Annotated in this window: 18 protein-coding genes and 4 tRNA genes; 4 read left to right on the top strand and 18 right to left on the bottom strand. The window is 68.2% G+C overall.

All coding sequences use genetic code 11. The annotated features are described in order from the left end of the window. Position 1: 1 nt before the first annotated feature. The 7 genes from secF to ACWIBS_RS05890 form a co-directional block, all read right to left on the bottom strand. Positions 2-991: a protein translocase subunit SecF gene (gene secF / locus ACWIBS_RS05860; protein WP_376125885.1), complete on the bottom strand. Its 990-nt coding sequence runs from the start codon at positions 989-991 to the stop codon at positions 2-4. After that, positions 991-2,742, bottom strand: coding sequence for a protein translocase subunit SecD (gene secD, locus ACWIBS_RS05865; protein WP_376125882.1), 1,752 nt, complete (start codon positions 2,740-2,742; stop codon positions 991-993). Before secD ends, secF begins: the two co-directional genes overlap by 1 nt. 41 nt (positions 2,743-2,783) lie before the next feature. Continuing rightward, complete coding sequence (locus ACWIBS_RS05870; protein WP_376125879.1) at positions 2,784-3,239, bottom strand: preprotein translocase subunit YajC; 456 nt, start codon at positions 3,237-3,239, stop codon at positions 2,784-2,786. Between the two features lie 82 nt (positions 3,240-3,321). Beyond that, the gene (gene ruvB / locus ACWIBS_RS05875) at positions 3,322-4,350 is read right to left on the bottom strand and encodes a Holliday junction branch migration DNA helicase RuvB (RefSeq protein WP_376125876.1); all 1,029 of its coding nucleotides are present in this window, start codon (positions 4,348-4,350) and stop codon (positions 3,322-3,324) included. Then, positions 4,343-4,966, bottom strand: a complete 624-nt coding sequence (gene ruvA, locus ACWIBS_RS05880) for a Holliday junction branch migration protein RuvA (protein WP_376125873.1) — start codon at positions 4,964-4,966, stop codon at positions 4,343-4,345. Before ruvA ends, ruvB begins: the two co-directional genes overlap by 8 nt. Positions 4,967-5,011: 45 nt before the next feature. Then, the gene (gene ruvC, locus ACWIBS_RS05885; protein ID WP_376125870.1) at positions 5,012-5,587 is read right to left on the bottom strand and encodes a crossover junction endodeoxyribonuclease RuvC; all 576 of its coding nucleotides are present in this window, start codon (positions 5,585-5,587) and stop codon (positions 5,012-5,014) included. 67 nt (positions 5,588-5,654) lie between these two features. Continuing rightward, positions 5,655-6,413 (bottom strand): YebC/PmpR family DNA-binding transcriptional regulator, encoded by a 759-nt coding sequence (locus ACWIBS_RS05890; protein WP_376125868.1) that lies wholly within the window; start codon positions 6,411-6,413, stop codon positions 5,655-5,657. Positions 6,414-6,470: 57 nt separating this feature from the next. On the opposite strand from ACWIBS_RS05890, the gene ACWIBS_RS05895 reads away from it, so the two are divergent. Then, positions 6,471-7,853 (top strand): pyridoxal phosphate-dependent decarboxylase family protein, encoded by a 1,383-nt coding sequence (locus tag ACWIBS_RS05895; RefSeq protein WP_376125865.1) that lies wholly within the window; start codon positions 6,471-6,473, stop codon positions 7,851-7,853. A 2-nt stretch (positions 7,854-7,855) separates the two neighbouring features. Here the strand turns inward: ACWIBS_RS05895 and pdxT are convergent, their stop codons facing one another. Together pdxT and pdxS are read right to left on the bottom strand one after the other, a co-directional pair. After that, positions 7,856-8,437 (bottom strand): pyridoxal 5'-phosphate synthase glutaminase subunit PdxT, encoded by a 582-nt coding sequence (gene pdxT / locus ACWIBS_RS05900; protein WP_376125862.1) that lies wholly within the window; start codon positions 8,435-8,437, stop codon positions 7,856-7,858. A gap of 46 nt (positions 8,438-8,483) precedes the next feature. Next, the gene (pdxS, locus tag ACWIBS_RS05905) at positions 8,484-9,374 is read right to left on the bottom strand and encodes a pyridoxal 5'-phosphate synthase lyase subunit PdxS (protein ID WP_376125860.1); all 891 of its coding nucleotides are present in this window, start codon (positions 9,372-9,374) and stop codon (positions 8,484-8,486) included. Between the two features lie 98 nt (positions 9,375-9,472). On the opposite strand from pdxS, the gene ACWIBS_RS05910 reads away from it, so the two are divergent. Both ACWIBS_RS05910 and pdxY read left to right on the top strand, forming a co-directional pair. Further along, on the top strand, positions 9,473-10,816 hold the full coding sequence (locus ACWIBS_RS05910) for an aminotransferase class I/II-fold pyridoxal phosphate-dependent enzyme (RefSeq protein ID WP_376125857.1): 1,344 nt from the start codon (positions 9,473-9,475) through the stop codon (positions 10,814-10,816). A gap of 7 nt (positions 10,817-10,823) precedes the next feature. Beyond that, complete coding sequence (gene pdxY / locus ACWIBS_RS05915; protein WP_376125855.1) at positions 10,824-11,675, top strand: pyridoxal kinase PdxY; 852 nt, start codon at positions 10,824-10,826, stop codon at positions 11,673-11,675. Positions 11,676-11,806: 131 nt separating this feature from the next. Here the strand turns inward: pdxY and ACWIBS_RS05920 are convergent, their stop codons facing one another. The 7 genes from ACWIBS_RS05920 to ACWIBS_RS05950 all read right to left on the bottom strand — a co-directional run bounded on the left by ACWIBS_RS05920 (position 11,807) and on the right by ACWIBS_RS05950 (position 16,391). Then, complete coding sequence (locus ACWIBS_RS05920; protein WP_376126120.1) at positions 11,807-12,340, bottom strand: HIT family protein; 534 nt, start codon at positions 12,338-12,340, stop codon at positions 11,807-11,809. 107 nt (positions 12,341-12,447) lie between these two features. Then, the gene (gene thrS / locus ACWIBS_RS05925) at positions 12,448-14,472 is read right to left on the bottom strand and encodes a threonine--tRNA ligase (RefSeq protein ID WP_376125852.1); all 2,025 of its coding nucleotides are present in this window, start codon (positions 14,470-14,472) and stop codon (positions 12,448-12,450) included. An 83-nt stretch (positions 14,473-14,555) separates the two neighbouring features. Continuing rightward, complete coding sequence (locus ACWIBS_RS05930; RefSeq protein WP_376125849.1) at positions 14,556-14,960, bottom strand: hypothetical protein; 405 nt, start codon at positions 14,958-14,960, stop codon at positions 14,556-14,558. A 159-nt stretch (positions 14,961-15,119) separates the two neighbouring features. Further along, the gene (locus ACWIBS_RS05935; protein ID WP_376125846.1) at positions 15,120-15,956 is read right to left on the bottom strand and encodes an SDR family oxidoreductase; all 837 of its coding nucleotides are present in this window, start codon (positions 15,954-15,956) and stop codon (positions 15,120-15,122) included. A gap of 136 nt (positions 15,957-16,092) precedes the next feature. Continuing rightward, positions 16,093-16,167, bottom strand: a tRNA-Val gene (locus ACWIBS_RS05940). 28 nt (positions 16,168-16,195) lie between these two features. Beyond that, a tRNA-Cys gene (locus ACWIBS_RS05945) sits at positions 16,196-16,266 on the bottom strand. Between the two features lie 52 nt (positions 16,267-16,318). Further along, positions 16,319-16,391: transfer RNA gene (locus ACWIBS_RS05950), tRNA-Gly, on the bottom strand. Between the two features lie 147 nt (positions 16,392-16,538). Between ACWIBS_RS05950 and ACWIBS_RS05955 the strand changes: the two genes are divergently transcribed. Further along, positions 16,539-16,611, top strand: a tRNA-Val gene (locus ACWIBS_RS05955). A gap of 50 nt (positions 16,612-16,661) precedes the next feature. Here ACWIBS_RS05955 and ACWIBS_RS05960 read toward each other — a convergent pair. Together ACWIBS_RS05960 and ACWIBS_RS05965 are read right to left on the bottom strand one after the other, a co-directional pair. Next, entirely contained in the window at positions 16,662-18,290 is a 1,629-nt protein-coding gene (locus ACWIBS_RS05960) for an ABC-F family ATP-binding cassette domain-containing protein (protein WP_376125843.1), read from the bottom strand. A 197-nt stretch (positions 18,291-18,487) separates the two neighbouring features. Continuing rightward, positions 18,488-18,757: a hypothetical protein gene (locus ACWIBS_RS05965; protein ID WP_376125841.1), complete on the bottom strand. Its 270-nt coding sequence runs from the start codon at positions 18,755-18,757 to the stop codon at positions 18,488-18,490. Between the last annotated feature and the right edge of the window lie 52 nt (positions 18,758-18,809).

Genomic DNA, 18,809 nt, shown 5'->3' on the forward strand with positions numbered 1-18,809 from the left:
GTCAGGCCGGAGCGCCCGCCAATTCGCGCGCCGCCAGGACGCGCTCGTCGCGCGCCTGGATCGCCGGCTCCTTTTCGCGCATGAACGAGTACAGCGGCGAGGCGACGAAGATCGTCGAGTAGGCCGCGACGATGGTTCCGACGAAGATCGACAGCGAGATGTCGGTGAGGGTCTGAGCGCCGAGCCACAGCGAACCGATGAACAGGATCGCACCGGTGGGCAGGATCGCGACCACCGTCGTGTTGATCGAGCGCACCAGGGTCTGGTTGACGGCGAGGTTGACCGATTCGCCGAATGTTCGACCGGACACTTCCCCGTCTTCGTTCGTATTCTCCTTGATCTTGTCGAACACCACGGCGGTGTCGTACAGCGCATAGGAGAGGATCGTCAGGAAGCCGATGACGGCGGCGGGCGAGATCTCGAACCCGAAGGCGGCGTAGATGCCGACCGTGACGACGAGCACGTCCACGACACCGATGATCGCCGCGACGGACATCTTCCACGTGCGGAAGTACAGCGCGAGGATGATGAAGGTCAGCGCGAGGAAGATCGCGAGTCCCCACAGGGACTGCCGCGTCACATCGGCGCCCCATGTGGGGCCGATGAACGACGCCGTCACTTCGCTCTCGGGCACGCCGAACTCGTCGGCCAGAGCATCGGTGACCGCGCGCGTCTCCGCCTCGGTCATCTGGTCGGTCTGCACGCGCACCGCGGTGTCGCCGATCGTGGTGACCTTGGTCGTCGCTCCGGGTACGACCGAGTGCACCGCGTCGGTGGCCAGAGACTGTTCCGGGCTGGACAGGCCCGACACGGTGAACTGCGATCCACCCGTGAACTCGATCGAGAACTGCACGGGCCGGATGAACGGCACGAGCACGGATCCGATCACGAGGACCGCCGCGATGATGAACCACAGCTTGCGTCGCCCGACGAACGGGAAGGACGTCTTGCCGGTGTAGAGGTCGTTGCCGAGCTGGCTCATGGTGCGCATCAGTCGCCTGCTTCCTTGACGTTCGGGCCGGGTTTCGAGGAGTCGGCGGCGGCGAGTTCTGCGGCTTGTCTGCGTTCTGCGATGGTCTGGCGGCGCACGGCCTCGCTTCGCGACTTGACGGCTCGTCTTCCCGCGGGGGTCGTGCTCGTTGCCGCAACAGGCGCGCGGAACTGCGCGCGTCCGCGGTAGACCGCGCCGAGTGCATTCGGATCCATGCCCGAGAGAGGGTGCCCTTGACCGAAGAACTTCGTGCGCGCCAGCAGCTGCATGACGGGGTGCGTGAAGAGGATGAAGATGAAGACGTCGATGATCGTCGTGAGCCCCAGCGTGAACGCGAAGCCCTTCACGGTCGCGTCCGCCAGGATGTACAGCACGACGGCGGCCAGGATGTTGATCGACTTCGAGATGTAGATCGTGCGCTTCGCGCGCGCCCAGCCGTCCTCGACGGCGCTCGTGATCGACTTGCCGTCTCGCAGCTCATCTCGTATTCGTTCGAAGTAGATGATGAACGAGTCCGCCGTGAAGCCGATCGAGACGATCACACCCGCGACACCGGCCAGCGACAGACGGAAGCCCATGCGCCACGCCAGGATGCAGAGCATGACGTACGTCAGGACACCCATGACCAGCAGGGATGCGATGATCACGGTGCCGAGCGTCCGGTAGACGATGAGCGAGTACAGCGCCACGAGGATGAGGCCGATGAGACCCGTGATGAGACCGATCTCGAGCTGCTGCGTACCGAGCGTCGCCGAGATCGTGTTCGAGCTGACGACCTCGAAGCTCAGCGGCAGTGCACCGTACTTGAGTTGGTCGGCGAGCGTCTTGGACGTCTCCTGCGTGAAGCTGCCCGTGATGCTGGGCTTGCCGTCCATGATGACGCCGTTCATCGACGGCGCCGAGAGGATGTAGCCGTCGAGCACGAACGCGAACTGGTCCAGAGGCGGCTGCGCACCGTAAAGGCGCTGGCTGATCTGACCGAAGGTCTTGGTGCCCTCGCCGTTGAAGACGAGGTTGACGGCCCAGCGGCCGTCGGTCTGCTGCAGGCCGAACGTCGCATCCGAGATCGACGAGCCGTCGAGCTCGACGGGGCCGAGCAGGTACTTCGCCGAGCCTGACGGGTCGCACGTGATGAGCGGCTCGTCCTTGGGCGCGTTGGCCGGGTCGTTGGTCGGATTCGCGCAGTCGTACGCCATGAACTCGGCCTCGAGCTTGGGCGTGATCCAGTTCAGGTCGCTGCCGTTGGTCGGCTCCACCGTCGGCGTCGCACCGAGCGTCGGATCCGGGGTCGGGTACGGCGTCGATTGGCCGTCTTCGCCGACGAACGTGTTGACGGGTGCGCCGGCGACGAGGACGGCGCGCAGCTGAAGCTGGGCGGATGCCTCGATGCGTGCACGCGTCTCGTCGTCGGCCTCGCCCGGGATCTGCACGACGATCTGGTTGCCGGCCTGCGTGCCGACCTCGGCCTCGCCGACGCCGGACGCGTCGACGCGCTGGCGGATGATCGTGACCGCCTGGTTCATCTGCTCTTCGTTGGGCGCAGAGCCGTCAGGCGTCTGCGCCTGCAGGACGATCTGCGTGCCACCTTGAAGGTCGAGCGCCAGGTCAGGGCTCCAGGAGCTCTGACCGTTGCCGTCTTCGTCGGTGAAGACGTATACGCCCAGCGCGTTGATGCCGAACAGGACGGCCGTCGTCACGACAAGCGCGATGAGGGCGCGCCAGGCGTGCCGGACAGGGGTGGATGTCGCCACGGTGATTCGCTTCTCTCGGGGGGATGGCCGCGAAGGACCGGTCAGGCCTCGGGCTTTTTGTCGTCGCTGCCCGGCTGCGACTCGTCGCCGGCCCAACGGGCGCGGTCGTCGCTGATCGAGGAGATGTCTCCGTCGGTGACGGCCGCGTCGTACTCGGCCTCGGACTCCTCAGCTTCGATGAAGTCGTCTTCGGTGACGAAGCCTTCGGTGGGGTTCACGACGCGCAGGATCGCCTGGCTGTGCACCTTGATCTCGACGCCGGGGGCGATCGACACGATCGCGGGCTGGTCGAGGTTCTCACCGTCGTACTCGACGACGGTGCCGTACAGGCCGCCTTGCAGCAGCACCTCGGCGCCGGGGACGGTCTGGCGGGCCTTCTCTGCCTGCTCCGTCTTCTGCTTCTGCATGCGGCGGCGCGAGCTCCAGAACATGAAGACGAGCAGCAGGATGAGCAGGACGATGAGACCGTACTGCTGGAAGAAGAGACCGAATTCCATGGGGCGGGGTGCCTTTCGGGTCAGGCGTGCGCCACGGCGGCGATGCCTTGCAGGGAGGGTATAGGCGAGAGGCCTTCAGTGATTATAGGCCATCGAATCCCAGGACCGCGGAGTCACGCGGTGCGCCGAGGTGTTGATAGGCGGCAGGAGTCGCGATGCGCCCGCGCGGAGTGCGCCCCATGAAGCCGATGCGCACCAGATACGGCTCGACGACGGACTCGATCGTGTCGGGTTCTTCGCCGACGGCGACCGCCAGTGTGCTCAGCCCGACGGGACCCCCTCCGAACCGGTGCACGACGGCGTCGAGGACCGCGCGATCGAGCCGGTCCAGTCCCAAGGCGTCGACGTCGTAGAGCTCGAGCGCCGCGTCTACGGTCGCAGCGTCGGCTGCGGCGCCGTCGCCGTGCACGATCGTGTAGTCGCGCACCCGTCGCAGCAGGCGGTTGGCGATGCGCGGGGTGCCTCGCGAACGGCGCGCGATCTCGGCGCGTGGCCCGGTGGGCAGGACGATGCCGAGCATCGGAGCGGACCTCTCGAGCACACGCTCGAGTTCGTGGGGCTCGTAGAACTCGAGGTGGGCCGTGAAGCCGAACCGGTCGCGCAGCGGATTGGGCAGGAGGCCCGACCGGGTCGTCGCGCCGACGAGCGTGAAGGGGGCGAGATCGAGGGGGATGCTCGTGGCACCGGCGCCTTTGCCGACCATGATGTCGATGCGGAAGTCCTCCATCGCGAGGTACAGCATCTCTTCGGCCGAGCGCGCCATGCGGTGGATCTCATCGATGAAGAGGACTTCGCCGGGCGTGAGGCTCGACAGCAGCGCCGCGAGGTCGCCCGCGTGCTGGATGGCCGGCCCGCTCGACAAGCGCAGGGGTCGCGCACTCTCGTGCGCGACGATCATGGCGAGCGTCGTCTTGCCCAGTCCCGGGGGTCCCGAGAGCAGGATGTGATCGGCGGGCCGCTGCTGCATTCGGGCGGCATCGAGCAGCAGCTGCAGCTGACCGCGCACCTTCTGCTGGCCGACGAACTCGGCCAGCGACGCCGGCCGCAGGGCGCCCTCGATCGCCAGCTCTCCCTCGTCGACCGGTTCGCCGGTGTCTCTCAGCTCATCCACCGACGGGCTCCTTCCGCGCCGGGCCGAGCGCGGACAGCGTGAGTCTCAGCAGAGCCGGCACCGAAGCACGGTCGGCGTCGTTCGCGCGCTCGGCGACGGTCGTGACCGACTCGGTCGCGATGCGCTCGGACCAGCCCAGCCCGACGAGGGCCTGCACGACCTGAGCGGGGATGCCGGCTGTGGCCGCAGCATCCGTCGTCGGGGTCGTGGCGGCGAGCGCGTCGATCTTGCCGGCCAGCTGCACGACCATGAGCTTCGCCGTCTTCGGGCCGATGCCCGACACGCGCCGGAACGGGGCGTCGTCTTCGGCGGCGACGGCATCGGCGATCTGCGCGACGGTGAGCGTCGAGAGCACCCCGAGCGCGGACTTCGGCCCGACGCCGGTGACACCCAGCAGCAGTCCGAAGACGGCCAGGTCGTCGCGGGTCTCGAACCCGAAGAGCGACAGGGCGTCTTCGCGCACGATGAGCGTCGTGTGCAGCGTGATCTCGGCGCCGACCGGCGTGCTCCGCGCGATCTGAGGCGTCACGGCGACGGCGAGGCCGACTCCGCCGACCTCGACGACGACGGCATCGGTGTCGACGTGCACGGCTGTGCCGCGGAGCGAGGAGATCATGAGGCGAGCCTACGCGGGTATTCGGAGCTATGTTCGACCGACACGCTACCGCCGCGTGAGACGCTCCGCATCGGCCCAGGCGCGCTGCGCGGGCGTGAGCGGTGCCGACGGGGCCGAGGCAGGGCCTCCGCGCCAGGCGTGACAGAGGGCGAGCGCGAGGGCATCGGCGGCGTCTGCGGGCTTGGGCAGCTCGTCGAGCCGCAGGATGCGGGCCACCATCGTCTGCACCTGGCGCTTGTCGGCGCTGCCGTAGCCGGTGATGGCGGCCTTCACTTCGCTCGGGGTGTGCGTCGCGGCGGGAAGGCCTCGCTCCCCCGCCACGAGCAGCGCGATGCCGCTCGCCTGGGCCGTTCCCATCACGGTGTGCAGGTTCTGCTGCGCGAAGACGCGCTCGACCGCGATGACCGCCGGGGAATGCCGATCGACGACGCCGCGGATGCCGGCGGCGATCGCCGCGAGCCGCGTCTCGATCGGGTCGCCCGGCTGGGACCGCACGACCCCGACGTGCACGAGCGTCGCCGATCGGTCGCGCGCGACGTCGACGACACCGATGCCGCACCGCGTGAGGCCCGGGTCGATCCCGAGCACACGCAGCACGCCGCGCGCGGAAGAAGAGGTCACGGCCCCACGCTAAGCGAGCGCGCGACCTGCACCGCCCAGGCGCGCCCGAGCGGCGTCATCCGCCCGATCAGTCGTCGGATTCGAGCTCGGCTTGCACCTCGGGGCTCAGATCGAAGTTGCTGAAGACGTTCTGCACGTCGTCGCTGTCTTCGAGCGCGTCGATCAGCCGGAACACCTTGCGCGCCGTGTCGGCGTCGATCTCGACCTTGAGGTTCGGAACGAACTCGATGTCGGCGGACTCGTAGTCGATGCCCGCGTCCTGCAGCGCCGTGCGCACGGTCACGAGGTCGGTCGGCTCGGTGACGACCTCGAATCCCTGCGGGTGCGGCTCGACCTCTTCGGCTCCCGCCTCGAGCACGGCGAGCATGACGTCGTCTTCGGACGTGCCTTCACCGGACACCACGATGACGCCCTTGCGCGTGAAGTTGTACGCGACGCTGCCGGGGTCGGCCAGGTTGCCGCCGTTGCGGCTCAGCGCCGTGCGCACCTCGGCGGCGGCGCGGTTCTTGTTGTCGGTCAGACACTCGATCATGAGCGCGACGCCGTTGGGCCCGTAGCCCTCGTACATGATCGACAGGTACTCGATGGACTCGCCGCCGATGCCCGCACCGCGCTTGATGGCGCGGTCGATGTTGTCGTTGGGGACGGAGGTCTTCTTCGCCTTCTGCACCGCGTCGTACAGGGTCGGGTTGCCTGCGAGGTCAGCGCCGCCGAGTTTGGCGGCGACCTCGATGTTCTTGATGAGCTTGGCGAACGACTTGGCACGACGCGCGTCGATGACGGCCTTCTTGTGCTTGGTCGTCGCCCACTTGGAGTGGCCGGACATGCAGATGATTCTACGGGTCCCGTTGCCCACGGCCCGAAGGGGGAGGACACTCGAGGCATGGACGACCGGGCGCATGCCCTCGAGGCGGCTCATGACGCGGCATCCCGATTCCTCGACTCGCTCGCTGAGCGGCCCGTGTGGCCGCGCGCGAGTCTCGACGACATGCTCGGTGTATTCGGCGGACCGCTCGCGGACGAGGGGCAGGATGCCGCCGAGCTCGTCGCCGATCTCGCCGAGCGGGCCGACCCCGGACTCGTCGCCATCCCGGGCGGCCGGTTCTTCGGCTTCGTGATCGGTGGGACCCTTCCCGCCGCCCTCGCGACCGACTGGCTCGTCTCGGCGTGGGACCAGAACGCCGGGTCGAGCACGATGACGACCGCGACCGTCGCGCTCGAACGCATCGCGGGCCGCTGGACATGCGAGCTCCTCGGGCTGCCGGCCGATGCGGCCGTCGGCTTCGTCACGGGAGCGCAGATGTCGAACTTCGTCTGCCTCGCCACCGCTCAGCACGCCGTGCTGCGCCGCGCCGGGTGGGACCTGACCCGCCAGGGCCTGCGGGGTGCGCCGCCGGTCCGGCTCGTCGTCGGAGCGCAGCGCCACGGATCGGTCGACCGGGCTGCGCGATTCTGCGGCATCGGCGCCGACGAGCTCGTCGTCGTGCCCGCCGATCACGAGGGGCGGATGCTGCCGAACGGCCTCGCCGCGGCGCTGGCGAGTGGGCGCGGCATCCCCACGATCGTGTGCCTGCAGGCCGGCGAGGTGCATACGGGGGCGTTCGACCCGTTCGCGCAGCTCGTTCCGCTCGCCCGCGCCCACGGGGCGTGGGTGCACATCGACGGCGCGTTCGGTCTGTGGGCCGCCGCCTCTCCCGCCCTGCGATCGCTCACCGAGGGCGTCGACGGCGCGGACTCCTGGACGACCGACGCGCACAAGACACTCAATGTGCCGTACGACTGCGGCATGGCGATCATCCGCGACCCCGCCGACGCGATAGCGATGTTCCGCACGGGCGGCGACTACCTCATGTACACGAGCCTCGACCCTTGGGACGTCAACCCCGAGCTGTCGCGCCGTGCCCGGGGCGTGCCCGCGTGGGCCGCGTTGCGCAGTCTCGGCCGTCGCGGCGTCGCCGAGCTCGTCGAGCGGCTGCACCGCAACGCCGTGCGTCTCGAGGCGGGGCTACGACGGATGCCGCGGGTCACAGTCGTCAACGAGGTGTCGTACACCCAGGTGATGTTCCGCCTCGAGCACGACGACGCGACGCGGCAGCTCGGCGCGGCGATCCTCACCGACGGCACGGCGGCGCTCACCGGCGCGGAGTGGGACGGGCGGGCGACGCTGCGCTGCTCGATGTCGTCGTGGGTGACGACCGACGACGACATCGACCGCACGCTCGAGGCGATCGAACGGCTCATCGAAGCGGTGCCGACCCGGGCGTGATGTCAGCTCGCGCGCACGTGCTCGAGGAAGCGGGCGTGCAAGCGCGTCTCGCCGTTCATCTCGGGGTGGAACGAGGTGCCGAGCAATGCGCCCTGCTCGACGGCGACGACTCCCCCATCGGGCAGCGACGCGAGCACGCGCACGCGATCACCCACGTCGGTCACGAGCGGTGCGCGGATGAACGTCGCATGCACGGGCGGCCCGGCGAATCCGTCGACATCGAGTTCGGTCTCGAACGAGTCGACCTGACTGCCGAAGGCGTTGCGGGCCACCGTGATGTCGAGACCGCCGAGGCTCTGCTGACCGTCGATCGCACCCGTGATGCGGTCGGCGAGCATGATGAGGCCCGCGCACGTGCCGTACACGGGCATGCCGCTCGCGATCGCGTCGCGCAGCGGCTCGTGCAGCCCGAACGCGCGGGCGAGCTTGTCCATGACGCTGGACTCGCCGCCGGGGATCACGAGCCCGCGAACGGCGGCGAGCTCGTCGGGCCGGCGCACGCGCACGACGTCGGCCCCGAGATCCGTCAGGACGCTGACGTGCTCGCGCACGTCACCCTGCAGCGCGAGGACGCCGACCCTCACGCGTGCCCCCGTGGATCGAGTAGGTCGCGCAGCGACCGTATCGAGATCACCAGCCCCGCTCGGCGAGGCGGTGCGGGGCCGGCAGGTCGGTGACGTTGATGCCGACCATGGCCTCGCCCAGGCCGCGCGACACGTCCGCGACGACCTTCGCGTCGTCGAAGAACGTCGTGGCCTTCACGATCGCGGCGGCGCGCTCAGCGGGATTGCCGCTCTTGAAGATGCCCGAACCCACGAAGACGCCGTCCGCGCCGAGCTGCATCATCATGGCGGCATCCGCGGGGGTTGCGACACCACCGGCGACGAACAGCACGACGGGCAGCTGACCCGTCTCGGCGATCTCGGCCACGAGATCGTAGGGCGCCTGCAGCTCCTTCGCCGCGACGTAGAGCTCGTCCTTCGTCATGGAGCGCAGGACATTGATCTCGCCGGAGATGGTGCGGATGTGCTTCGTCGCCTCGGACACGTCGCCGGTTCCGGCCTCGCCCTTCGATCGGATCATCGCGGCACCCTCGTTGATGCGGCGGAGGGCCTCTCCCAGGTTGGTCGCACCGCACACGAACGGCACGTCGAAGCCCCACTTGTCGATGTGGTTGACGTAGTCGGCGGGCGAGAGCACTTCGGACTCGTCGATGTAATCGACGCCGAGCTGCTGCAGCACCTGCGCTTCGACGAAGTGCCCGATGCGGGCCTTGGCCATGACCGGGATCGAGACGGCCGCCTTTATGCCGTCGATCATGTCGGGGTCGCTCATGCGCGACACGCCGCCCTGCGCCCGGATGTCGGCGGGCACGCGCTCGAGGGCCATGACGGCCACGGCGCCGGCGTCCTCGGCGATACGAGCCTGCTCGACGGTGACGACGTCCATGATGACGCCGCCCTTGAGCATGTCGGCGAGTCCGCGCTTGACGCGGTTGGTCCCGGTGGCGGCGGTCGACATCTGGTCCTCCTGGAATGGGCACAGCCAATCCGTTGATTGGCCTATGCCAAAACGTAGCATGATCCACCTCGTAGGATCGAGACGTCGGAAGGAGCGGCATGGACCTCGCCATCAGCGGCGGCACCGCGACCGAGATCGCCGAGAGCGTGCGCGCCCTCGTCGAACGAGGGAGCCTCCGTCCGGGCGATCCGCTCCCCCCGGTGCGCACCCTCGCCGAACGACTCGGCGTGAACCGGAACACCGCTGTCGCCGCCTACCGCCAGCTCACTCAGGCGGGGGCCATCGTGACGCGCGGCCGTGCCGGCACGCGTGTCGCGGGGGGCTCCCCCGTTGCGCAGGAGGGCTTCGCCGCCGACAGTGTGCTGCGCGATGTCGCGACGGGAAACCCCGACCCCGACCTCATCCCCGACGTGTCGTCCGCGCTCGCGCGGGTCACCGGGCGCCCGGTGCTCTACGGTGAGCCCGTCGTCGATCCCGGCCTCGAGACGTGGGCGCGCGGCTGGATGCGTGACGGCCTCGTGCGCGAGGACGACATCCGCATCACGATCACGAGCGGCGCCGCCGACGCCGTGGAACGGCTGCTCGCCCAGGCGCTCACGCGCGACGACGCGGTGGGGCTCGAGGATCCGTGCTTCCTGACGAGCATCCACACGGTGCGCCTGGGCGGCTACCGCCCCGTTCCGATCCCCGTCGACGATGAGGGCATGACGGTCGACGGGCTCCGGGCGGCCCTCGACGACGGTGTGCGGGCCATCGTCTGCACCCCGCGGGCGCAGAACCCGACGGGTGCGAGTCTGTCGGCGCAGCGCGCCGCCCAGCTGCGCGACGTGCTGGCGCGGCATCCGTATGTCCTCGTGATCGAAGACGACCACTTCTCGATGCTGTCGCGGTCGCGGTATCACTCGGTCATCGGCGGGGAGCATCGTCGGTGGGCGCTCATCCGCTCGGTGTCGAAGTTCCTCGGGCCCGATATGTGTCTGGCCGTGACGGCGTCCGACCCGGAGACGGCCGAGCGCCTCGCGATGCGTCTCACACCCGGCACGACATGGGTGAGCCACCTGCTGCAGCGCCTGACGCATGCGCTCGTGAGCGATCCGGACGTCGGTGCGGCGATCGACCGTGCCGGAGCGCATTACGCCGAGCGCAACATCGACTTCGCCCGGCGGCTGGCAGAGCACGGCGTCGTGACAGAACCGGGTGACGGACTCAACCTGTGGGTCGAGCTGCCCGTCGCCGCACGAGTGGTCGTCGAGCAGCTCATGCGTCGGGGCTGGCTCGCCCGCGCGGGCGACGAGTTCGCGCTCGCGTCGACGGGCCCGTCGCGACGGCTGCGCCTCACGGTCCATGATCTCGACGAGACGTCCGCCGACGCTCTCGCGCGAGATGTCGCGGCGGCGATCGAGGCCGTGCGCGTGGGAGCGGGTGCGCGAGAGGTGGCATGATCGTCCCGTGAAGGTGCTCTCGATTCAATCCGCCGTCGCCCACGGTCACGTCGGCAATTCGGCTGCCGTGTTCCCCTTGCAGCGCATCGGCGTCGATGTGCTGCCGGTCTACACGGTCAACTTCTCGAACCACACCGGCTACGGCGCCTGGCGCGGGCCGCTCATCTCGCCCGACGACGTGCGCGATGTCATCACCGGCATCGAGGAGCGCGGCGTGTTCTCGGGGATCGACGCCGTCCTGTCGGGATATCAGGGCAGCGAGGGCATCGCCGACGTCATCATCGACGCCGTCGCACGTGTGAAGGCGGCCAACCCCGCCGCCGTATACGCGTGCGACCCCGTCATGGGCAACGCGAAATCCGGATGCTTCGTGGCACCGGCCATCCCGGTGCTGCTGCGCGAGCGGGTCGTTCCCGTGGCCGACATCATCACGCCCAACCAGTTCGAGCTCGGGTTCCTCACCGAGTCCGAGCCCGACACGATCGAGTCGACCCTCGACGCGGTCGACGCTGCGCGCGCAATGGGGCCGTCGACCGTGCTCGTGACGAGCGTGGAGCGCCCCGACCGCGAACCCGACACGATCGAGATGCTCGTCGCGGACGACTCGGGAGCCTGGATCGTGCAGACGCCGCTGCTCCCCCTGAAGGCGAACGGATCCGGCGACGTGACGGCGGCTCTGTTCACGGCCCACTACCGGCGCGAACAGAACGCTGCCCTCGCGCTCGAGCGCACAGCATCGAGCGTCTTCGACCTGCTCTCCCTCACGCTCGAGGCGCAGGACCGCGAACTGCGGCTCGTCGAAGCCCAGGAGTTCTACGCGCACCCGCGCATGCAGTTCGCGGCACGCCAGGTGCGCTGAGCGGCGCGCCGGCTGCTGCGCCGGCGGTCAGGTGAGCTGGCGGGAGCAGGTGGTTTCTGCCAACGGATCGGCCTGCGTCGGCAGGAACGGCTGTTCTCAGCGGATGCCGCGCGCTCCGCGTCGCGGCGAGCTCAGGCGTCCCACGCCTCGGCGACGGTGCGCCGCACGTCGCCCAGCAGCTGCGGCAGGGCTTTGGTCTGGGCGATGATGGGGAAGAAGTTCGCGTCGGAGCGCCAGCGCGGCACGATGTGCTGATGCAGGTGGCGTTCGACGCCGGCTCCCGCGACGTGTCCCTGGTTCATGCCGAGGTTGAAGCCGTCGCAGCGGGAGACCGAGCGCAGCACCCGCATGCCGCGCTGGGTGAGCGCGCCGATCTCGGCGACCTCTTCGGGCGTCGCCTCGTCGTAGGTCGACACGTGACGGTAGGGACACACGAGAAGGTGCCCCGAGTTGTACGGGAAGAGGTTCAGCAGCACGTAGGCGGTGCGGCCGCGCGCGACGATCAGGCCGTCTTCGTCGGTCTTGTCGGGTGCCGCGCAGAAGGGGCACACTTCGCGCAGCGGCTCGGGTCCGGCGTTGATGTACGCCATGCGGTGCGGCGTCCACAGCCGCTGGAACCCGTCCGGCGTACCCGGCAGCGCCGCGGCGTCGGCGAGTCCGTCCACGCCCTCCGCCGCGCCCCGTGGCTCCGCCCCGGCGGCCCCTGAGCCCGCCGAAGGGTCGCCCCCGGTCCCGGGCTCGCCCCCGGTCCCTGAGCTCGCCGAAGGGTCGATCACGCCAGATCTTCCGCCGTGTTGACCAGGGCGTGCGTGTCGACGGCGTCGCGGATGCGTCGCACGGCGTCGGCGATGGGAACGCCGTTCTCCTGCGATCCGTCGCGGAATCGGAACGACACGGTGCCGGCGGAGCGGTCCTGCTCCCCCGCGATCAGCATGATCGGCACCTTCCCCGTGGTGTGGTTGCGGATCTTCTTCTGCATGCGGTCGTCGCTGCGGTCGAGTTCCGCGCGCACACCCGCGACGGCGAGTGCGGCGATGACATCCTCGAGATAGTCGGCGTAATCCTCGGCGACGGGGATGCCGACCACCTGCACGGGTGCGAGCCACACGGGGAAAGCTCCCGCGTAGTGCTCGAGCAGGATCGCGAAGAAGCGCTCGATCGATCCGAAGAGCGCACGGTGGATCATGATCGGACGCTTCTTCTGGCCGTCGCGGTCGGTGTACTCGAGCTCGAAGCGCTCGGGCAGGTTCGGGTCGACCTGCACGGTCGACAGCTGCCAGGTGCGGCCGATGGCGTCCTTCGTCTTGAGGTCGATCTTGGGGCCGTAGAAGGCGGCTTCGCCGGGAACCTCGGTCAGCTTCAGTCCGCTGGCGAGGGCGACGTTGCGCAGGGCGTTCGTCGAGTACTCCCAGAACTCGTCGGTGCCGATCCACTTCTCCTTCTCGTCGTCGCGCATCGACAGTTCGAGCTCGAAGTCGTCGAGACCGAAATCGCGCAGCATCGTGATGACGAACTCGAGGACGCGGGTCGTCTCGGCTTCCAGCTGCTCCGGCGTCACGAAGAGGTGGGAGTCGTCCTGCGTGAAGCCGCGCACCCGCGTGAGACCGTGCAGGGCTCCCGAGAGCTCGTTGCGGTAGACGGTGCCGTTCTCGGCGAGCCGCATCGGCAGGTCGCGGTAGCTGCGCGCACGCTCCTTGAAGATCAGGATGTGCATGGGGCAGTTCATCGGCTTCAGGTAGTAGTCGACCCCTGCTTTGGTGATCTCGCCCGCGGCATCCCGTTCCTCGTCGAGGTGGATGGGCGGGAACATGCCCTCGCGGTAGGTGACGAGGTGGTTGGACTGCAGGAACAGGTCCTGCTTCGAGATGTGCGGCGTGTAGACGTAGGTGTAACCGCCCTCGATGTGCCGGCGGCGAGCGTGCTGCTCCATCTCGCCGCGCACGATCCCACCCCGCGGGTGCCACACCGACAGGCCCGATCCGATCTCATCCGGGAACGAGAACAGGTCGAGTTCCCTGCCGAGGCGGCGGTGGTCGCGTTTGGCGGCCTCTTCGAGGCGGTGCTGGTAGGCGCGCAGTTCGTCCTTGGTGGGCCACGCGGTGCCGTAGATGCGCTGCAGCTGCGGGTTCTTCTCGCTCCCCCGCCAGTACGCCGCCGCGATGCGGGTGAGGTCCCAGCCGTTGCCGATCATGCGGGTGCTCGGCAGGTGCGGCCCGCGGCAGAGGTCCTTCCATGCGACCTCACCGTCGCGGGTGACGTTGTCGTAGATCGTCATTTCGCCCGCGCCGACCTCGACCGAGGCGCCCTCGACCGCACCGGCTCCGGAGCCGGTCGAAGGACTGCCCTTGAGGCCGATCAGTTCGAGTTTGAACGGTTCGTCGGCGAGTTCGGCGCGCGCTTCGTCATCGGTGACGACGCGGCGGACGAACCGCTGGCCCTCGCGCACGATGCGCTGCATCTCTTTGCTGATCGCCTTGACGTCTTCGGGCGTGAACGGCTCGTCGACGCCGAAGTCGTAGTAGAACCCGTCGGTGATGGGCGGACCGATGCCCAGGTTGGCCTGCGGGTGAAGGCGCTGCACCGCTTGTGCGAGCACGTGGGCCGTCGAGTGGCGCAGGATCGCGAGGCCGTCGGGGCTGTCGATCGTGACGGGCTCGACCTCGTCACTGTCGTGCACGACAGTGGCGAGGTCTTTCAGCTCGCCGTTGACGCGAAGCGCGACGACGGAACGGTCGGGGAACAGGGCGAAACCGTCGGCGGGATAGACCACGTCGGACGGTGCGGCAGCGTCAGTCACAGAAACTCCAGAAGAGGGCGTGCGTAAAGGCTACCGGGCTGCGCGAAGTGATTCCGCGCAGCCCGGCAGATGAGCCGCTGTGATCAGTTGCAGAGATCGCTCATCGCCTGGCCGGCGGCCGCGACATCCCGGGAGACGCTCTGCAGCTCGGTGACCCTGTCGGCGATCGCCGTGAGGTCTCCGTCGGGGGCGCCGTCGAAGATGCGGGCGAAGTCGCCCACCTTGTTCGCGAGCGCATTCAGGGTTCGCCTGACATCGGCATTGCCGAGCGATTCGGCGGTCTCGGCGAGGTTCGTATGCAGCGCGCCGAGCTGCTCGGCGACGACCGAGAAGTTGCCCTCCGTGACATCGGTGGTGATATCGGACAGATCGGATTGCGCGGCCGAGACGGATGCGGATGCCTGCGAGCAGGCATCCGCGACCGACTGGTCGTCCGGCCCTCCCGGGACGCCTGAGCAGCCCGCGACGGCGACGAGTCCGAGTGCCACCGCTGCGGCGGCGGCGGACCGCTTCGTGATGGTCCGGAAAATGGCTACCCCCTGTGCCGCCGCTTGGGGCCGGCGGGCTCGGTGTCGTGACGGCGGCCGTTGGCGCAGCCGCTGTGAGAGCCTAACCGGTCGGGCGCCGGACGCGGGACGCGGGGTGGGTCAGTGGATGAACACGTCACCGCTCGCGCGGACGGTGATGTCGCTGATGTTCACGCCCCACGGCTGGTTGATGACGTAGACGACGTTCTCGGCGAGTTCTTCCGGAGTGATGGCCCAGTATTCGATGCTGTCGGAGTCAGTCTTGTCCGCAGGAAGCTCGCCCTTCATGAACTTCTCGGTGCTCTCGAAGTAGTCGGCCGCATTCTGTCCCGCAAGCCCGGAGATCGCGGTGTCGTTGACGACGGCGCTGGCGAGGTTGGTGCCGGGAACGCCGGTCGGCTTGAGCGTCGTGACCTTGATCTTGCCGTGTGCTTCGATGCGCAGCGAGTCGGAGATGATCTTCACTGCTGCCTTGGTCGCGCTGTACACACCTGATCCGGGCATACCGGCGTTGCCGTAGATCGAGGAGATGTTGACGACCTGTCCGCGGCCCTGCTCGATCATCTGGTCGTAGACGGCGGCGATGCCGTTGACGACACCCTTGATGTTGATGTCGATCGACTTGTCCCAGGCCCTCCACGCAGCCTTGTGGTCGGACCAGAACGCGAGAGGCATGATGCCGGCGTTGTTGAGCATGACATCGATGCGGCCGAACTTCTCGACGGCGAACGCGGCGACGGCATCCATCTGATCCTTGTCGGTCACGTCGGCGACTTTGTACTCTGCGCTCTGGCCTTTGGCGCGAATCTCGTCGACGACCTCCTTCAGGCTGTCCTCATTGATGTCGGATGCCACGACGTGTGCACCGAGCTCTGCAGTCATGCCGGCCACGAGCTTGCCGAAGCCGCTCCCTGCCCCGGTGATGATGATGACGCGACCGTCAACGTGATTGGTCATGATGTAGACCTCCATGTGTCTCAGCGAAAATGCGTATGCATGTGAATACACTGGTGGAGGTGGAACTATTCCCGCCCCGAAAGCGGGCAAGGTCGCAAGAACCAGAAAAACCCCTGATAAATCAGGGGTTTTATCGTGGTGCGCGATACTGGGATCGAACCAGTGACCTCTTCCGTGTCAGGGAAGCGCGCTACCGCTGCGCCAATCGCGCCCGTTTGGGCTATTAAGTTATGCAGGCGAGGTGGCGACGGGATTCGAACCCGTGTAAACGGCTTTGCAGGCCGGTGCCTAGCCGCTCGGCCACGCCACCGTGTGGTTTGACCCCACGTGCCGTGGTTCCCCGGAAGGAACCCCTGCACTCGAGCGGATGACGAGACTCGAACTCGCGACCCCAACCTTGGCAAGGTTGTGCGCTACCAACTGCGCTACATCCGCGTTTCCGGGCTGCCCCGGGCACTTGAGCAACTTTAGCCGAAGAATTCGGACTCGCCAAACCAGTGACATGCCGAGCGTGTCGCGCCCGAGTGTTCGCTCGCGCCCCCGGCATCCGGTAACATCGAGTCTCGGTCCCGAGTGGGCCATGGGCGATTGGCGCAGTTGGTAGCGCGCTTCCTTCACACGGAAGAGGTCATCAGTTCGAGTCTGGTATCGCCCACCGAAGTACTCGCGAAACCCCCGGAATCCCGGGGGTTTCGCGATTTCACCTCATGACAGGCGCAAGGACGGCCAGTCATCGACGTCACGGAGCAGCTGCCGGTCGTGGCTCGACAGAACCACCGCGGCCCGGGTCGTGCCGAGGGCATCGGTGAGCTCGTCGACGAGCGCGATCGAGAGGTGGTTGGTCGGTTCGTCCAGAAGCAGCACGTGCGGTTTCGCCGCGAGCACCAGCGCCAGGTCGAGGCGGCGCTGCTGCCCCATCGAGAGCTCGCCGACCCGTTTGCTCGATTCTCGAGGGCGCAGGAGCCCGAGCTCGGACAGGCCGACCGCCGCCGTCGGCTGGACGGCGCCGGTGGCGATGAGTGCTTCCACGCGGGCGGCATAGACGTCGCTCACGCGTCGCTGCATGGGCAGGGCAGATTCCTGACGGAGGAACCCGAGACGGACGTTCTGCGGTCGGCGTACTGAACCCGTGTCCGGATCCAGCTCTCCCGCGACGACGCTCAGCAGCGTCGACTTGCCGACGCCGTTCGGTCCGGTCACGACGAGCCGGCTCCGGTGCGAGAGGGAGAACGACACCGGATGCGGCAACCGTCCCACGACACTCACGTCGTCGACGGAAAGGAGCGTCGCCCCCGTACGCGTCGACAAATCCGGGAAACGGAAGCGCTGCGGGGGTTCGGGCACCGTGACCGCGTGGGCATCGAGCTGCTCCCGGCGACGGTGCACGCTCTGCACGAGGCCGCCCGCCCTGGTCGCGCGGCCGTGCTTGTTCGTGCCCTTCTCGGGGCGCCACCCCGAGACGAGCCGGTTCTGCGCCGCGCTGAGGCTGTCCTGCAGCCGCGCGAGCTCCCCCTGCTGACGGTCATAATCCTGTTGCCACCGTTCCCGTTCGGCTTCCCGGCTCTCCCGGTAGCCCGCGTACCCGTTGCGGTACACGCGCACGCGATCATCGGGCGTCGGATCGAGATCGACGATCGTCTCCGCCACGTCGGACAACAACGCCCGATCATGCGTGACGACGACGACGCCGCCCTTGCGGTCGCGCAGCTGCGCGGTCAGAAAGTCGAGGCTGCCGCGGTCAAGGTGGTTGGTGGGTTCGTCGAGCAGCAGGAAGTCGTCGTCGGCCCCCAACAGGCAGGCCAACCGGACGCGATACCGCTGTCCCACCGACAGATCGGCGAGGCGACGGTCGGGATCGGTCTCGGCATCGAGGGCTTCCAACGCGATGTGCACGCGCCGTTCCGCGTTCCAGGCGTCGAGGGTCTCTGCGTGTTCCAGCGCCGCGGCATACCTGTCTGCACCTCCGGCGTCGCCGGTCGACAGCGCAAGCGCGGCTGCGTCGAGCGTGGCAAGTGTCGCCAGGGGCACTGCGATCGTGTCGGCCACCGCCTGCCCGACGGTTCGACCGTCATCGGCGGGCAGTTCCTGTTCCGCGATGCTGAGGGTTCCGATTCGCTGCACCGTGCCGGCGTCGGGCTCGAGCGACCCTTCCAAGACATGAAGCAACGTCGACTTTCCGCGCCCGTTCTCGCCCACGATCGCGATCCGCGACGTGGGCGTGACGGTGAGGTCGACGTGGTTGAGGACGGGTGTCGTCCCGCGCATGACCGAGACGTCAGACGCGATGAGCTGCGCGTTATGGCGCGCGGGTTGAGGGTTCGTGGGCGTGAGCATTCGCTTCCTTCGAGGCGGCGCACCTCAACGGAGCCCGCGAGGGCCGGAGGCACACAGATGACGGCGACCCCGTGCGGGGTCAGGAATGAGCGGCCGTCGCGAACTCGGATGACTCAACGAGCACGACGCGCCTACTCAGCCGTCACAGGAAGTACAAATGCACCGGACGATTCTAACCGGAAACACGACGGTGGAGCTCAGCCCCCACCCTCCAACCGTCGAGCGCTCGCGCGATCCATCTGCTGCACGCGATCGAGATGATCGAGATGCGGCCATTCGGCGACCTGACCCGTCTCCCTGTCGACCACGATCCACGCGCCGCCGACCCCGATGAGTCCGCGAGCCTCCTCATCGCGCACACGCTGCGGCGTCACGAGACACACGCCGTCGTCCTGCATGCCCTCGCCCGCGAAAGGCTCGCCGTAGTGCGCAGCAGCGATCTCTCGCGCGTCATCGAACGTCAGCATCGGCTCTTCCCCTCACTCGGCGAACGACAGGTCCGTGTCCCCCAGCTGTCGA

The organism is Microbacterium sp. NPDC055442 (assembly GCF_053644215.1).

Excerpts from the sequence above, each read along its gene's own strand:
- pdxS (WP_376125860.1), bottom strand. The coding sequence starts at position 9,374 with ATGTCGACCGCCGCCACCGGGACCAACCGCGTCAAGCGCGGACTCGCC.
- ACWIBS_RS05890 (WP_376125868.1), bottom strand. The coding sequence starts at position 6,413 with ATGTCCGGCCACTCCAAGTGGGCGACGACCAAGCACAAGAAGGCCGTC.
- secF (WP_376125885.1), bottom strand. The coding sequence starts at position 991 with ATGCGCACCATGAGCCAGCTCGGCAACGACCTCTACACCGGCAAGACG.
- ACWIBS_RS05870 (WP_376125879.1), bottom strand. The coding sequence starts at position 3,239 with ATGGAATTCGGTCTCTTCTTCCAGCAGTACGGTCTCATCGTCCTGCTC.
- ACWIBS_RS05965 (WP_376125841.1), bottom strand. The coding sequence starts at position 18,757 with ATGCTGACGTTCGATGACGCGCGAGAGATCGCTGCTGCGCACTACGGC.
- ACWIBS_RS05960 (WP_376125843.1), bottom strand. The coding sequence starts at position 18,290 with ATGCTCACGCCCACGAACCCTCAACCCGCGCGCCATAACGCGCAGCTC.
- ACWIBS_RS05910 (WP_376125857.1), top strand. The coding sequence starts at position 9,473 with ATGGACCTCGCCATCAGCGGCGGCACCGCGACCGAGATCGCCGAGAGC.
- ACWIBS_RS05895 (WP_376125865.1), top strand. The coding sequence starts at position 6,471 with ATGGACGACCGGGCGCATGCCCTCGAGGCGGCTCATGACGCGGCATCC.
- ruvA (WP_376125873.1), bottom strand. The coding sequence starts at position 4,966 with ATGATCTCCTCGCTCCGCGGCACAGCCGTGCACGTCGACACCGATGCC.
- ACWIBS_RS05935 (WP_376125846.1), bottom strand. The coding sequence starts at position 15,956 with ATGACCAATCACGTTGACGGTCGCGTCATCATCATCACCGGGGCAGGG.